At 43.8% G+C, this 15,707-nt stretch carries 14 protein-coding genes; 5 read left to right on the top strand and 9 right to left on the bottom strand.

Annotated elements, in window-relative coordinates:
* Window positions 1-2: 2 nt before the first annotated feature.
* The 5 genes from VRU48_RS16125 to VRU48_RS16105 all read right to left on the bottom strand — a co-directional run bounded on the left by VRU48_RS16125 (window position 3) and on the right by VRU48_RS16105 (window position 8,429).
* Window positions 3-2,855 carry a PD-(D/E)XK nuclease family protein gene (locus VRU48_RS16125; RefSeq protein WP_330108953.1) on the bottom strand — a complete coding sequence of 951 codons (2,853 nt, stop codon included), beginning with the start codon at window positions 2,853-2,855 and terminating at the stop codon, window positions 3-5.
* Between the two features lie 91 nt (window positions 2,856-2,946).
* Window positions 2,947-6,183: a UvrD-helicase domain-containing protein gene (locus VRU48_RS16120; RefSeq protein WP_330108952.1), complete on the bottom strand. Its 3,237-nt coding sequence runs from the start codon at window positions 6,181-6,183 to the stop codon at window positions 2,947-2,949.
* A gap of 96 nt (window positions 6,184-6,279) precedes the next feature.
* Window positions 6,280-6,771, bottom strand: coding sequence for an endonuclease domain-containing protein (locus VRU48_RS16115; protein WP_330108951.1), 492 nt, complete (start codon window positions 6,769-6,771; stop codon window positions 6,280-6,282).
* A 169-nt stretch (window positions 6,772-6,940) separates the two neighbouring features.
* Complete coding sequence (locus VRU48_RS16110) at window positions 6,941-7,732, bottom strand: tRNA threonylcarbamoyladenosine dehydratase (RefSeq protein WP_330108950.1); 792 nt, start codon at window positions 7,730-7,732, stop codon at window positions 6,941-6,943.
* Window positions 7,733-7,775: 43 nt separating this feature from the next.
* On the bottom strand, window positions 7,776-8,429 hold the full coding sequence (locus VRU48_RS16105; protein ID WP_330109520.1) for a TatD family hydrolase: 654 nt from the start codon (window positions 8,427-8,429) through the stop codon (window positions 7,776-7,778).
* A 117-nt stretch (window positions 8,430-8,546) separates the two neighbouring features.
* On the opposite strand from VRU48_RS16105, the gene VRU48_RS16100 reads away from it, so the two are divergent.
* A complete protein-coding gene (locus tag VRU48_RS16100) occupies window positions 8,547-9,062 on the top strand; it encodes a thioredoxin family protein (protein ID WP_330108949.1) in 516 nt (171 codons plus the stop codon).
* Between the two features lie 381 nt (window positions 9,063-9,443).
* On the opposite strand, the gene VRU48_RS16095 is transcribed toward VRU48_RS16100, so the two are convergent.
* Both VRU48_RS16095 and VRU48_RS16090 read right to left on the bottom strand, forming a co-directional pair.
* The gene (locus VRU48_RS16095) at window positions 9,444-9,590 is read right to left on the bottom strand and encodes a hypothetical protein (protein ID WP_330108948.1); all 147 of its coding nucleotides are present in this window, start codon (window positions 9,588-9,590) and stop codon (window positions 9,444-9,446) included.
* A gap of 41 nt (window positions 9,591-9,631) precedes the next feature.
* Window positions 9,632-11,344, bottom strand: coding sequence for a glycoside hydrolase family 3 protein (locus tag VRU48_RS16090; protein WP_330108947.1), 1,713 nt, complete (start codon window positions 11,342-11,344; stop codon window positions 9,632-9,634).
* Between the two features lie 297 nt (window positions 11,345-11,641).
* Here VRU48_RS16090 and VRU48_RS16085 point away from each other — a divergent pair, with 297 nt between their 5' ends.
* The 3 genes from VRU48_RS16085 to VRU48_RS16075 all read left to right on the top strand — a co-directional run bounded on the left by VRU48_RS16085 (window position 11,642) and on the right by VRU48_RS16075 (window position 14,296).
* Entirely contained in the window at window positions 11,642-12,262 is a 621-nt protein-coding gene (locus VRU48_RS16085; protein ID WP_330108946.1) for a porin family protein, read from the top strand.
* 112 nt (window positions 12,263-12,374) lie between these two features.
* A complete protein-coding gene (locus tag VRU48_RS16080; protein ID WP_330108945.1) occupies window positions 12,375-13,268 on the top strand; it encodes a LysR family transcriptional regulator in 894 nt (297 codons plus the stop codon).
* Between the two features lie 140 nt (window positions 13,269-13,408).
* Window positions 13,409-14,296 (top strand): YeiH family protein, encoded by an 888-nt coding sequence (locus VRU48_RS16075; RefSeq protein ID WP_330108944.1) that lies wholly within the window; start codon window positions 13,409-13,411, stop codon window positions 14,294-14,296.
* Window positions 14,297-14,314: 18 nt separating this feature from the next.
* Here VRU48_RS16075 and VRU48_RS16070 read toward each other — a convergent pair whose 3' ends face one another.
* Both VRU48_RS16070 and gvpO read right to left on the bottom strand, forming a co-directional pair.
* Entirely contained in the window at window positions 14,315-14,884 is a 570-nt protein-coding gene (locus tag VRU48_RS16070) for a 3'-5' exonuclease (protein ID WP_330108943.1), read from the bottom strand.
* Window positions 14,885-14,911: 27 nt separating this feature from the next.
* Window positions 14,912-14,998 (bottom strand): gas vesicle protein GvpO, halophile-type, encoded by an 87-nt coding sequence (gene gvpO, locus VRU48_RS19665; protein ID WP_431311641.1) that lies wholly within the window; start codon window positions 14,996-14,998, stop codon window positions 14,912-14,914.
* A 521-nt stretch (window positions 14,999-15,519) separates the two neighbouring features.
* Here gvpO and VRU48_RS16065 point away from each other — a divergent pair.
* On the top strand, window positions 15,520-15,696 hold the full coding sequence (locus VRU48_RS16065; protein ID WP_330108942.1) for a hypothetical protein: 177 nt from the start codon (window positions 15,520-15,522) through the stop codon (window positions 15,694-15,696).
* The last annotated feature ends 11 nt before the right edge of the window (window positions 15,697-15,707 follow it).

Raw genomic sequence — 15,707 nt, 5'->3', positions numbered from 1 at the left:
GGCTATTTTCCGAACAAGGTTTTGTAGATCGAGTATTTATAGTTGTCTTCAACCGCGCTGGCCCTAAAATATGGCGCTTCGAAAAGTTCTGTCAGCTTTTTGCGCAACTCCTCCAAAAACTGGGGCTTGAGTTCTTCCAGGTAATCGCCGGCCAGGCTCTGTCGGCCCGACTTAAACCAGGTGCCATCCTGACTCATGGTTTTAACCACATACAGGTTGGGTTCTACGGCAGTTTTGTCCGCATATTGCTCGTACACATAGGTATAGAGCAGCGTTTGTACCAGCGCCTTGTTGATGTATTTGCCATCGGAATTGAACAGCTCGGGAATATCTTTGAATGTGAGCTTGTCGCTTCCGGTTTTATAGTCGATAATTTTAACTACACCGTCTTTCTCGTCGACGCGGTCTATATAGCCAAATATTTTGACGCTGGCTTCTTGGCCGTTCAGTGGAAAGGAAACTGTAGCTTCTACCTTTTGCTCTAAGGTAAGTATTCGAAAAGGCGCCTGGCTCTCATCCTGATTTAAAATAATCTCAACGTAGGCCTCAACGATGGCCAAAATTACTTTTTGCATGCCCGAGTATTCGAAAACCTTATGGGGATTATCGAACATGACCGCCGCGAAAGCCTGCTGTACCAATGCAGGTACCTTTTTGCGCTTAACCTGGATCAGCTCCTTGGTGATGATTTCCTTTTTGAGCTCTTGATAGAAATATTCCATCACTTTGTGCAAAATAGAGCCAATTTCGTTGGCTTCTACTACGGCGCTTACCTCTTTGGGCTCTTTGATGCCGGCAATGTAGTTGAAGAAAAAGTCTATCGGATTGGAAATGTATTGGGTTAATGCCGAAGGCGAAAGGATGCGCTCTTTGTTGAGGTATTTTTGAAGCATCGCCTGAATGGCCGGATGGCTTTTATCAATCTGTATTTCTTTGGCGAGTTCTGTTTTTACATTCAAACTTAGGGCATAATGGCTGAAGGTAAAATTGCTTTCATACTCCAACTGCTTCAGGATCCGGCTTACCTCGCCAGAATTCGATTCGTCGGTGAGGCTGTTATAGACAAAACTGATATGTTTAGCCCTTTGTAATAGACGATACACCATATACGATGAAATGGCATCCTGATTTTCGAGTACCGGCAAGCCATAAACACGGCGAATGCTATCGGGAATAAAGCTGTTTCCGATGGTTGATTTGGGAATAATTCCTTCGTTAAAGCCCAAGAAAACAATTTTATCGAAATTCAGGTTACGGGTTTCGAGTAAACCCATCAACTGGATTCCACTTAGCGGGTCGCCCGACAAGGGCACTGCAATGCCCTGCAAGGCTTTTTGTACCAACGTGCAAACAAAGGCAATTTCTTCCTGGCCAATGTGCTTGCCAATGGTATCGTGCAGGCGATTGAGTTCCTGAATGGTTTTGATGAACAGTTCGGCATCTATTTTTTTGAGCAATTTTTGGGTAGAAAGCCTATTGAGCAGAAAATCCATAACCGTTAACAGCTGGCTAATCACCTGTTCTGGGCCTTTTACTTTTTGGTAGAAGATTTCGAAAAGCCCTTTTTGCTTCAACAACCTTTCATAATCGATATGTGCCATTTTCTCATCCAGCAACGTGGTTTGCACCTTGTCTTTCATCTTTTGACTAAGGCCGGTTAAAGGATGGGTTAAAAAGGCCGCCAACTGCTGATAACTGATTTGCTGTTCCTGCTGGATTTCCAGTTGCGAGCTGAGCCATAAATCGGCCAGGCCATACACACTCGAAGTACCCAACGGAAAACCCATGGTTACGTTGAGGCTCACGGCATGCTCCCCAACCTGTTGAGGGATGGTTTGCAGGGCAGGGATCAACAGGCTTTCATCGGCCAAAATGACTGCCGTTGTTCCTATGGATTCGGTTTGCACATAATCATCTGCCAAAATATGGTTCAGCAACTTGGCTTGAGCCGTTTTGCCTTGTATCTGATAGGAATCTACATGATGGGGCGTGCTTTGCATTAAACTCGGCCTGTCATCAAAAACATTTTTGAGTTGCAACTGGCTGATGTTTTTGCGCAGAAACAAACCCGCCTCTTGCAAAGGATCATCGAAATAGTAGCTGTCGATATCGAAATAAAAAAGCGCCTTGCCGGCTTCTTGAAGTTTGGCAAACAACTTGGCTTCGGCGCTGGTTAGTGCATTAAAGCCCACAAAAATAAGCTTGCCCTGATCAAAATTTTGTAAGAAAGGCACCGCCGCAATATCGCTATTGGCCAAGGTCCGGTAGGCATAGCCATTGGTGATGAAGTTTTGCGCCTTTAAGCGGGCATGAAATTGGTGGTACAACTTGGGCATGCGTCGCCACATCTGAATAAAGAGTTCTTGCTGTTTTTTGTGTTTGCCTTCCGAATAGGACGTCCAAAACTGCGACAAAAACTCATGCTGTTCGGGACTGAGGTAATCGAATTCCTGATTAATGACTGCGATATCTTCCAAATCGCGGTAAAGCTTGTCTGCCTCAACCAAATCATTGTCTATTTGGCTAAAGTCGCTCAGGATGATCTTGGCCAAGGGGAAAAACCTGTGGCTGCTTAGGGGTTCCAGGCCTTCTTCGCGCAGCAACTGATTGTAAACTTGCAACAAGGTGTAGAACTGCAGGTAAAAATCGGCTGTTTTTTCCTGTACCGCCTCCGAGAAAAACTCCTGAATGGTGAAGATTGCGGGACTAAAAAAAGGCCTTTTGATAATATCGGCCAAATATTTCTGCAAATAGGCGGCTGGCCTTTTGTTGTTGAAAACAATGGCACAGTGCTGCAACTGCGCACCAAATTTTTCTACGATGTCTTCGGCAACTTCCTGCAAAAATGGCTTCATTCTTTATTAGATATTAGATATGCTTATTGAGCTATGCGACATTAACAGCCTCGCGCCAGACCTGGCTTAACCCGACTGCTGCTGCACGCTCTTAAACTAATTTCAATTTTTTGCTTACGGCATAAAACAAATAGGTTTTAACTTGTTCGTAACCCATTGCCATCAGCAGGTTTTTATAATTTGTTACTTGCTCTATATGCCTGTCGCTTTCTTCGAGGGTAAATTTATAATCGAGGATGATGACCTCGTTTGGCCTGAACAAAATCCGGTCGGGCCGGTGCATTTTGCCATTCGCATCGATAATATTCTGCTCGGTAATGCTTTCGGTGGCTGTACTCAAAATCTGTTGCAGTTCTGGGTGGTTGAGCACTTCCATAACCTCGGCCTGCAATCCGGGCAATTCGCTTTCCTGTATTTCGCCCTCCAGCAACAGTTTGCTCAAATAGCGTTCTACGGCAGCAGTGGTTCCGGCATTGGCCAACACATCGTGCATCAAAGAGCCCCTTTTTCCCGATTCGTGGATATTGAGCAAGTGCTTGAGGTGCTTTTCTTGTGGCAACACATACAATTCAGACAATCGGTTGGTGGTAGGATAAGTGCTTAGGCTAACGAAATCCGTTTTCTCGGCAGCATCTTTAACGGCTACATCCTCTATAATTTCGTAGCGGTTGTTTTCGTCAAATTCCTGCTCAAAAGTGTAATTCAGCACATCGCCCATGGTCGATATTTTTGAACTGTCTTTTTTGGCCATCGTGGCGATATAGAGATAGTCTTTGGTACGGGTTGTGGCTACGTAAAGCATATTGAGCGCATCCATCTGACTAAACAGCAGCTCTTCGTAATAGGCTTTGGCAATGGCCGAATCGGCCAGGGCATCGTTAAATTTAAGCGGGATTCCTTTCAGTTCCTTGTATAAGGTTTCTTCGGCCGAAACCCAAAAAATGGAATTGGCCTGTGCCTTGATATCCCAGTTGCAAAAAGGAATAAAGACGGCTCTAAATGCCAAACCCTTCGATTTGTGGATGGTAATGACCTGAATGGCATCTACCCCCTCTGGCGACGGCAATGATTTGGCTATGCCTTCCTCATCCCACCAGACAAGAAAAGCCACAGCTCCCTTTTCGCCAAGCTTTGTGGCGTTACTCGCCAAATCTCTAAAAGCCAACAGGTACGGGATATGGTCCGGCAGGTTTTTGAGTTCGTAGCAATCGATCAGGTTTTCGATCAGCTCTGCCAAAGGCAATTGTAGCCAATTTGACCAGTTTTCACAAAGCGATGCCGGCAAAATATGCCCCAAGGCACTCAACGAAGTACCGGTAAGGTTGAGGTAGGCATTGGCATCAACCGGCTTTTGATGCAGGCTATGGTACAGGGCTATACAATTGGCTTTGTACAAAGCGGTTTGGGCATCGATACCGGTCAGCACTTTTAGGGTATTGACGATGAGCTGCACGCAGGAGTTGTTCGAAATCAACAAGGCATCGCCCGAAATTACCGCCAGCTGCCTAGCCATTAATTTACGCACCACCAAGAGGGCTTCGCTGTTAGAGCGCACCAAAATGGCGATGTCTTTTGAGGGGTAATGTTTCTCGTTTTTGAGAATCAGGATTTCCTCAATCACGTCGTCTAAAGCTACATCCCTGAATACGGTTTCAGAAAAACGCTGCTCTGGCGAAAAGTCGTCTTTTCCAAATTTGCGGATTTTAATGGTTCCGCCAGCCAGAGTTTTTGAAGCAAAGTTTTGGGTCGCACCAGCATAAATGCCTGTTATGATTTCGTGGTACTGGTTTGCCTGCCACCACTGGTTAAGCAGTTCGGGCTTGGCACCTACATTTTCGTTAAGCAGGTTTTGTAACGTAATCGGGATGGATTTGTACAGAAAGTTGTTAAACGTGATGATATTGACCGCGCTTCGGTAGTTTTCCTCCAAACTTTCTTCCAGTACATTAGCTGCGCCTACATCTATTTTGGCCTGCTTGTGCAGAATGTTCCAGTCGCCATTGCGCCAGCGGTAAATAGACTGTTTGGTATCGCCCACGATCAAATGGTCTATCAGCTCTTGGCTTGGTGTGGCCATGGCATTGGTGAGGAGCGATTTAAAGCTGTTCCATTGGCTGGTTGAAGTATCCTGAAACTCGTCGAACAGGAAATTGCGGTAGCGTGTACCTACTTTTTCCCAAATAAACGAAGGGTTGTCGCCTGCATCGTCGGTAATGCCACTGATCAGTTTTTGTGCGTCGCTAATCAGCAGGTTATCGTTTTCATTGCGATAGGTCTTTAAAAGCCCGGCTATTTCCTGCATCAGCCTCAGGTAATAAAGGTTTTTGTTAAAGGCAATGGCCAGGCTATAGTTGGGCAGGTGGGTTGAATATTGTGTTTGCAGTTGTTGCAAAAGCGGATTTACCAAGGCATATACCTCGGGCATTTCGGCATTTTTCTGGAACCACTCGTCGGGGTTGTCGATATATTTGAACAAGGCATCGATTTTAGAAAAATCTCCCCCAGCTACCAAAATGGCTTTGGCCAAACCGTTTCTCGATTTGCCTTTCAGCTGCTCGTTGCTTACATTGTGTTGTTCAAATACCTGATAAATTTGAGTGGCCACAGCCATGAGCTGTTCCTCAAAGTTCTTGATTTCGGCACGGGTAACCTGGATGTACTGTTTAAAAAGTTCGTCGATATTTTCGAGGCCGAGGGTTTCTACAGCTTGTTCAAACACCTGGAAGCTTTCTTTAAAAATTTCGCCAATCAGGTTGTAAAGCTCCGCCTTGTAATTCCAGCTTTTGTTGTCGTTGATGCGCTCAATGGCCAGGTCGATGATCCATTGCAGCAGTTGCTTGTTGTGGTCTAAGGCTTCATCCAGTTTGGCTACCAAATCGTCTTTCACCTTGTCGTAGTTCATTTCCAGGTTGTAATCGGCATTGAGGCCCAGCTCGAAGGCAAAGCCACGGATTACCTTCTGCACAAAACCATCGATGGTACTTACCGAAAAGCGGCTGTAATCGTGCAGGATTTTGCGGTACACCTGATCTGCCTTTTGCTTCAAGGCTTCGGCATTGAGGCTCGGGTGCGCCTTTAAAATCAGCTGCCGATAGCCTTCTACATCGGCACTACCTATTGCAAAGCCGTGCAACACCTCCAAAATCCGCGTTTTCATTTCTTCGGTAGCCTTGTTGGTAAAGGTTACGGCCAGGATTTCGCGGTATTTGTTGTCGCCACTAAAAAGCAAGGTAAGGTAATGCGCCGTGAGGCTGAATGTTTTGCCCGAACCGGCTGCTGCTTGAAGTATTTTTAGAGGTTTAGGCATAGTTTTCTTTACTCTCTCCATTGGAGGGAAATTTTAAATCTCCAAAGGGCTAATTTCTTGTATTTTCATTCCCCTCTCCCAGAGGGGTGGACGCACAGCGGACGGGGTGTTTCTTATTTAGCTATAGTTTTCTACAATAAAATTTTCCAATCCCATCAATACAAATTCCATTTTTCTAAGGATATCATGAACAGAAATACGATAGATTTTTAATCCTTGCGCGACCAAATACTTTTCTCTTTGTTCATCGTAATCCCCATCAAAATGATGACTTGCGCCATCAATTTCTACGACCAAACCTAACTGTTTACAATAAAAATCCACAATATAGTTTCCAACAACGCGCTGCCTGTCGAAATCCATCTTATAAAATTTCCTTTTGTGGACCTGTTGCCAGAATAATACTTCGGGCAGGTTCCTGGCATAACGCAACTCCTTGGCCCTTTCTTTCAGTTTTGGATTATAGGGCAACTCTAAACTTGGAGCTTGGTTAATGATTATTCCGTTAATCATGATTGGCTTTTCAACCACCCCGCCCTTTGGGCACCCCTCCAGTGGAGGGGAATTTTGACCCTCCAAAGCTTGAAGTATTTTTAGGGGTTTAGGCATAGGGTTAAACTTACGCAATTTTGAATTTATACGCATGCCATCTTGAAAACTTCATCAGCTTAGCTGTTGTTGTTGGTGGTGTTCTTCACCAACAACTTCGTTTAAATACCTTATGAAAAATTTGTTGGTGAAGAACACCAACAAATGCGATAATATGAATGCTACAGTACTATTGCTGTTTCTTTTTCTTGGCGATTGCCTTGAGGTTGATGCGTTCCGGACGCTTGGCCATTTCTATCGGATAACCCAACAAATCGCGGATAACCACCGAGGCGCACACCCCGCCAAAAGCTGCCGGAAGATAGGAAATGGTACCATAGGCCGAGCGTTTAAAGTTGCTTCCATCGGTCATGATCAACGATTCTTTCATCACCTCTTCGGTAGAAAAAACGGCCTTCACTTTTTCGTAATTGGTCAGTTTTTTCAGGCGCTTACGCACATATTGGGCAAATACGCACTGGTAGGTGTCTGGCAGCAAGGTTACGCGCAACTTGGTAGGATCGAGCTTGCCACCCGCACCCATCGAACTCACAATAGGCATGTCTTTTTCGAGGGCTTTAGAGAGGAGGGTAACCTTTGGCGTAATGCTATCAATACAGTCCATTACGTAGTCGAATTTGCCTTCCATCAGCTCGCGACACTTTTGTGGCGTTAAAAACTCCTTAACCACGTGCAGTTTCAGCTCCGGATTAATGGCCAACAAACGTTCCTGCATGATATCAGCTTTGCTAACGCCATGATTAGTGGCCAGTGCAGGCAATTGTCGGTTACGATTGCTCGGATCTACCACATCGCCATCTACAACGGTCATTTCGCCTACGCCCGACCTGCAAATAAACTCGGCTGCAAAAGAGCCCACGCCTCCAAGACCTACAACCAAAACGTGCTTGCCTTGTAATTTTTCAATTCCTTCGTTGCCTACCAACAGGGCAGAGCGCGACAACCAACTCACATCTGACATAAATTTCCTGCATTAAAACACTGTGCATCAATAGATGACAGCTCTATATTAAACCTATTTTTTTCCAGTTGGCAAAAATAAGTGCTTTGAGCTCATCGAGCGAAGATTTTTTTAAATTAGAAGCGGCCTCATAAATACTTGCGATGCCTGCCTCCCCTTCGTCGGTTTCGAGAAAGAAACGGTCGGTAGCGATCAGTAGCTTGGTTGCGTTAGCCTCTTGTTTGAGGGTAGCCTCACCAAAAGAAAGCCAAAATCCTTTATCCAACAACTGCTGGCCCAATTCGGCATTTTTGTTAAAGCCATGAATCACCATCGGCACTTGTACGTTTAGCCTTTTCTTCATGGCCATGAGTTCATCAAAACAGCGTACACAATGTAAAATAAGTGGTTTGTTCAGTTGTTCGGCCAAGGCAATTTGTTTTTCCAAAATCACGAGTTGATTGGCCAAAGGTTCGCCTTTTAGTCGGTCGAGGCCGCACTCGCCTATCATTTTTACTTGGGGCTGCTGTGCTATTTGCGTTAATACAGCCAGTTGTCCTTCTAAATTTGATAACGTGACGTACCAAGGGTGCAAGCCTACAGAAATGGGCTTATTAATTGATATTTGGGGCAATGGTTCTGTAAGCGAGAAGCTCTGGATGCTAATAGCCTCTAAATTTGTTGTTACTTTATGGGTATGGATATCTAATAATTGCATCAAACCACTTAACTTTAGAAAATAAAGAATAGGTAAATGTACTCGTTCTGTAAAGAAATAGTGAATAATCTATAATTTTAGTAGTCTTTTTTATTTTTGCTCAAATATTTCAAAATCATGAAGAAAATCATCATTCTAGTGGCTTCGGTGTTTATCGCGACAGCCAGTTTTGCCCAGGCTCCGGCACAAGCGCCAGCCAAAAAAGAAGCCGTTCATATTTACGACCCCAAGGCCAATGCCCAAGCCGATATTGATGCCGCTGTGGCCAAGGCCAAAAAAGAGGGCAAACACGTTTTTATACAAGCTGGTGGCAACTGGTGCATTTGGTGCATCCGTTTTCACGATTTGGTAAATGCAACGCCGGAGCTGAAGGATTACCTAGATAAAAACTATGTAACCGTATTATTGAACTGGAGCCCAGAAAACAAAAACGAAGCTGTATTTAAAAAACTGCAATACCCTGGCCGTTTCGGCTTTCCGGTATTTTTGGTATTAGATGGAAACGGCAAACTGATCCACACCCAAAACTCGGCTTATTTGGAAGAAGGAAACGGACACAGCGTAAAGAAAATCATGGAGTTTTTGAAAAACTGGAACGTAGCGGCTTTAAAACCTGAAAACAACAAATACTAGTACTGAATTTATAATTGGAAATCCTGGGTCTTTAAATAGGCTCGGGATTTTTTTATACCTATTTCTTTTTACCGCCTAAGACACCTCAGAGAACCTTAGCTATTCACTAAATATCCTTAATGCCTCAATGGTTAAAAAACTGTTTGGCTGACCGCATAGGGCATAATCATTCATTCAACACCTAAGACGTCTTAGAAAACCTCAGCTATCCACCCCAATGTCTTATGGCTAAACCTGATTCAAAACTTATATTTGCCTTAAATTCCTTAAATGGTCAAAAAACTGTTTGACTGAACGCGTAGGACATAATCATTTATCCAACACCTAAGGCGCCTTAGAAAACCTTAGCTATTTACCTTAATATTCTCAATGCCTCAATGGTTAAAATGCTGCCGGGCTCATTTGCCCATGATCGCCCGAAGAGCCTAAAAAAACATTAACCAGTTTAGCCGGCTCGAATGCTTGTTGTGCTTTTAAATCAAAGGAGAAGGCAACTAAAAATAAAGCAACGAGCTTCGGCTTTTTCATCTTTATAGGGATTTTAACTCAAAATCTGGCAAAAAAACAGGCTATAACCCATCTCCATATTTGAAGAAGGCATTTACCGAAACCGGCAACTTACCGGTTGGCACCAATTGTTTCTTTAGTACCGAGGCTGCCGCTTTTTGCATATAATCTTCTTTCTGATAGGCTACCAGTAGGGATTTTGCATTTTCCAATCCTGGAAGGCCAGCCAAATTATAAGGGTTGGCGAAAAACGCAAACACGGCATCTTTTTTAGCCATGTCGGCCAAGAACATTTTCAGATCGGCACTTAAAGGCAGGTTGTTGCTTGGACGCAAACGGCTATCGATGATACCGATAATGACCTGGTCTTCTGGCTTGATTTCGGCCAAAACCTTGGCAATGGCATTGGCATTTGCATTTTTGTCGAGGTTATAAACCACGGAATTTTTATACGTAGACACCAGTTCTTGCTGAAAAACCGTTGCATCAGGCGTACCTACGTTCAAAATTACGGTGCGTTTATCAGGCGTTAGTTGCTGTACCGCATCGCGCCCCTTAAGCAGGGTCATGCTGGCATCGGCCAATTGTTGCAACAAAGCCATGCTTTCAGGCCTGTTTACTTCGGCCACTACATTATCTTCGTTAATATGTTTTTTAACATTGAGGCCTGCCCAGTACTTGGCCACCAAAATTTTCTTTACGCTTTCCTCAATCCGATCCATGGTTAAGCGTTGGTCTTTAATGGCCTGGCGGATTTTCTTTACGGCTCTCTTGGTATCTTCTGTCAGTTCCAAAATGTCGTTGCCGGCAATAATTCCCATCACATCGGCTTCGCTATCCTTGTAATATTTGACCACGCCTTTCATTTCCATGGCATCGGAAATAACGATGCCCTTAAAGCCCAACTGTTCTTTCAAAACGCCAGTTACGATGGGCTTAGACAAGGTTGAAGGCATATTTGGCGTAGCATCGAGCGCCGGAATGTTCATGTGCGCAATCATTACGCCCGCAGCACCTTGCTTGATCAGTTCTCTAAAAGGATAAATCTCCAAACTATCTAAACGCTCCTTGGTAAAATTGAGCTGTGGCAAATCGTAGTGCGAATCTACATCGGTGTCGCCATGGCCCGGAAAGTGTTTCAGGCTGACCATCAAACCGCCGTCTTGCATGCCTTTCATGTAGGCTGCACCTTTTTCGGCCACGTTATATTTGTTCTCGCCAAACGAACGGTAGTTGATTACCGGATTTTTGGCATTGTTGTTTACATCCACATCGGGAGCCAAGTTCATGTGCATGCCCACGCGCTTGTAGTCTTTGGCCACCTCTAAACCCATTTTATAGATCAGTTCTTTGTTCTGAACAGCACCCAAAGCCATTTGGTAAGGATAAGAAATGGTGCTGTCTAAACGCATGCCCAAGCCCCATTCGCCGTCAGAAGCAATAAGCAAAGGCACTTTGGCCAGCTTTTGGTATTTGTTGGTCAATATGGCTTGCCGACCGGGTCCGCCTTGAAAAAACACCAAGCCCCCGATTTTTTCTCTTTTAATGACCTTGCCTACCGAATCTTCGAAGGCTTGTCCCCTGTTGGTATGCGCACGTACAAAAAACAACTGGGCAATTTTTTGCTTTTTGCTCATTCTGTTGAATACCGAATCGACCCATTTAGGCTGCTGTTTCAACAGTTCGAGGTAAGATGGCTGTGTTTGTTGCGCCTGTGTGCTTAGGGTGCCCAAGCTTGCCACAAGGCCAAGGGTATATAAAAGAGATTTTTTCATTTGTGTATGCTGCTTTTTCCTTATCGTGAATAATTTGCGCATTAAAGATGCTGAATTTAATCGAGCCCAACCAAAAAATTAGCCCAACTTGGAGCCTTGCCGGGCCAATTGTATTAAATTTGATACACTTTAGCGCCTCATCGTGGCTTCGCCAAAGCACTCCAAATAGTTGTTTAAACACTCAATAATGGGCTTTTGGCTGGCCTGCATCCATCCTTGGCCCTTATTTAACATTTCAAATCTCGGCTTTGGCACATTTATTCCAATATGCCATCCACAAATAAAATGAATAAGACTATGAAAAAGTTAGCTGTACTTGCAATTGCACTGTTCATAACAGGAGTTGCCAACGCTCAATCGACCGATAAGGCCATCAGACTTGGCGCCAAAGCGGGGGTGAATATCTCAAACATCATTAAAGACGATGGAAACAACGATTTTAAAACCAGTTACATTGTAGGCTATCATGCCGGTGTAACCCTAGACATTAAATTGTTGCAAAATTTGGCTTTTACACCCGAGCTGCTTTATTCGACCAAGGGTTATAAACAAACCTCTACTTTTGGCGAATTTACCCAACGCACCCATTTTATTGAACTTCCTATTTTGGCCAGCATTACCTTGGCCGACAAGCTCAATCTAGTGGTTGGTCCGCAGGTATCTTTCCTCTTATCTACCAATAACAAGTTCGAAAACGGTTTTGGTACGGTAGAGCAAAAGATCATCGAAGACAATTCAGACCGTTTTAAAAAGAGCCTGGTAGGTGGTGTAATCGGTTTCCGTTACGACATTAACAACCAAGTTGGCATTAACGGCCGCTATGCCCTCGATTTTCAGAAAAACAATGAAAACGGAACCAGCCAAAACCCGGAATTTAAAAACCAGGTGTTTCAAGTGGGTTTAGGTATCAAGTTCTAAAAGATTAATTAACCTATAAAAACAAAAGGCCGTTCCAAAAAGGAGCGGCTTTTTTAATAGCCCTCCGTGTTGAAGTAAATGCTACTTTTGTAACTTACCAATAACCAAGCCTTTGTTCGATTTCAGGTTAAAAGTTTTCTATACCGTAGCCAAGCGCCTCAATTTTACCAAGGCCGCCGAAGAACTGCACATTACACAGCCTGCGGTTTCGAAGCACATCAAGGAGATCGAATACCACCTTAAAACCAAGGTATTCGACCGCGAGGGCACCAAAATTAAGCTCACGCCCGCCGGTAAACTTTTGTTTGGCTATTGCGAAAAAATATTTGCCATTTATAGCGAGCTCGAGTTTGAAATCAGTCTGCTTAACCAGCAGCATAAGGGACAATTGCGCATTGGAGCCAGCACCACCATTGCCCAATATGTGTTGCCTGCCGTTTTGGCTGCTTTTCATGAGAAATTTGCAGACATCAAAGTAAGCCTCACCATAGCCAATTCTGAACAGATTGAGCACTTGCTCGCACAACAAACCATTGATTTGGGCGTGGTAGAAAACCGATCGAAAAACACCGCTTTTAAGTACAGCGAGTTTTTGAAAGACGAAATTGTACTGGTAACCAGCAGCCATCATCCCTTGGCGAAAAAAGGCACCCTCAAAGCCGAGCAGCTTAAAAACATTGCCCTGCTTTTGCGCGAGCCTGGCTCAGGCACCCTGCAGATCATTATGCACCACCTGAAACATGCAGGCATTCATTTAGACCAGCTTCAGGTAGAAATGCAACTGGGCAGCAGCGAAAGTATCAAATCTTACCTGTTGCATTCGGATTGCGCCGCCTTTCTATCTATCTATTCCATTTTAAACGAATTGAAAGAAAACAAGCTGAGTGTTGTCGATATCAAAGATCTGTCGATGGATCGCTATTTCTACTTTATCGAACCCCAGGGCAACATGCAGGCTATAGGCAATCTGTTTATGGATTTTGCCATTCATTATAACTTTAAGTAATGATACATTACCAATAGCAATTTCTTTGGCAACGGCGAAGCACTGAAATTTGTGCCATTCAATTATTGGTTATGGCTATTTTTCATTCTTCAACTCTTCAAAAAGCTAAACAAGGGGCTTTAGCTTCAAAAATTATTTTCATGGGATTGGCATTACTTTGCCTCTTTCCTTTTGTAAGTCCGCCGTTGGCTTTAGCTTTGGGCATCGGACTGGCCATTTTGTTGGGCAATCCATTTACCTCTTACACCCATAAAGCCACCCATTTTTTGTTGCAGGCTTCGGTAGTGGGTTTGGGGTTTGGCATGAACATTCACAATGCCATCGCTACAGGCAAAAGTGCTTTTTCGTTTACCTTGTTATCTATCTCGATTACCTTTGGACTTGGCTTCTTGCTTACCAAATTGCTTCGCATAGAAAAAGTAACTGCCTATTTGGTAGCCGCCGGAACAGCTATTTGTGGAGGTAGTGCCATTGCCGCGGTGGCACCCGTAGTACAGGCCAAAGAAAACCAAACTTCTATTGCTTTGGCTACCGTTTTTGTACTCAACGCTATTGCCTTATTTGTTTTTCCGCCTTTAGGCCATTGGCTAAACTTATCGCAAAGCCAGTTTGGCTATTGGTGCGCCATTGCCATACACGACACGAGCTCGGTAGTGGGCGCCGCCAGCAAATATGGCCCCGAAGCACTTACGGTGGCCACCACAGTAAAGCTGGCCCGCGCTTTATGGATCATTCCCATTTCGCTGCTTTCGGCCTTTGTTTTTAAGGGCGATACCGCCAAAATCAAAATCCCCTATTTTATTGGCTTGTTTGTATTGGCGATGTTGTTGAACAGCTATGTGCCACAACTACAGGCATACAGCCATTACGTTACCGCCTGGGCCAAAGCCGGCCTTACACTTACCTTATTTCTGATTGGCAGCGGACTTTCTTTAACAGTAATTAGGTCTGTAGGCGTTAAGCCCTTGGTGTTAGGGGTGATTTTGTGGGTGGTTATTTCAGTGGTGGCGTTGGGGGTGATAATCTGAAAAGAATATTACCATTAACTAAATCAGTCTTCTTTTCCTAAGTTCCCAAAAACATCTTGCAGTAGCCTGAATATCTGCAGCCGCATTATGGGCTTCCATAAAATCTGAACCAAATAGCTTATAATGCAGTTCTGATAATTTTGGCCATTTGTAACCATAAGGCCCTGGGAGAGCACAATAATTTTTCGTTCCCAACATCGTACATATCCTTGATTTTTGACTAATCAGCTCTTTCATGTTATTTCTTAACAATTCAGCGCCCATTATCTTCTCGTCAAAACTCATATTATGTGCAACCAAATGAGTACATGAATCTAAATATCCATAAAAATTTTCCAGAACAACTTTTAATGACAACCCTTCATTAATCGCTCTTTCTGTTGTTATGCCATGTATATCAGAAGATTCTTTTGGAATGATAAAGCCCTCTGGTCTTACTATAAAGTCTCCACTAGCAATAAGCTCGCCTTTAGCATTAAAGTACAAATAGGCAAGCTGAACCAATCTTGGCCAGTTAGCCAAATCTGTTACTGCTGCTTTCCAATTCTTTGGCAATCCTGTTGTTTCAGTATCAAAAAATAAGTACATATATAAATTGTTTTAATTTGAATAATTCTATTTCCCATGTTGCCAGCAATAGCCTCCACTGCTGGCATTTCGTTTACAGCGCGTTCCTTTTTTGGTTAAAGCTTTACACTGCACATCCAAGCTCGGTTTACGAGCAATGATCGTTTGATCTTCCTTGCTTGTTGGCTTTGGTGCGGTTTTACTATCACAGACCCCACAGGAGCCTCCATTGCCACAATATTTGCAACGCGAACAATTTGAGCAAGCATTGCAGGGTGTTTTGCCATAGCACGTAGCTACAGTCGATAGTTCGGCAGTTTTTGTTGGCTTAAATGAAAAGTAAAACAGCACGCAGCTGAGGCAGAGCAATAAAAGCGTTTTCAATATTCTGACAATTGGGGTTAACCTATTTATCTAGCGCAGAGGTTCAATTCCTTGCAGACATAAAACTATGGCCAAATACCGTTGCTTACCTTCCGGTTTTCCGTAGTAAAATTCAAAAGTGCTTTTAAGCATTAAAAAATGATGGTCTTTGAAGAAAAGAAAGGATTTTTACTTGTCAATAGCCACAGGTTGTTGTCTTTGGCAAACAAATTTGACTGGCATGAGGTTAGTTTAACAGCGCTCTTCGAGGATGAACCTTAAAATTTAAGCTGATGAAAAATGTAAGCACACCCAAAAACAATCCGCATGTACAAGGCGGTCCAATGGCCAATCGCGCCCATCAGGATATCAAAGTAGATAAAAAACAGAACGGCATCAGCAATGCCGGTGGCCAGCGCTCCGACCAGACTTCGAATAAAGACAACGAGCGAAAACGCGAAAACAAATAATAGAAAAGCAC

It is taken from the genome of Pedobacter albus (genome assembly GCF_036324255.1).
In the GTDB taxonomy this organism is placed as follows: Bacteria; Bacteroidota; Bacteroidia; order Sphingobacteriales; family Sphingobacteriaceae; genus Pedobacter; species Pedobacter albus.
This window is presented reverse-complemented; position numbering and strand designations above follow the sequence as displayed.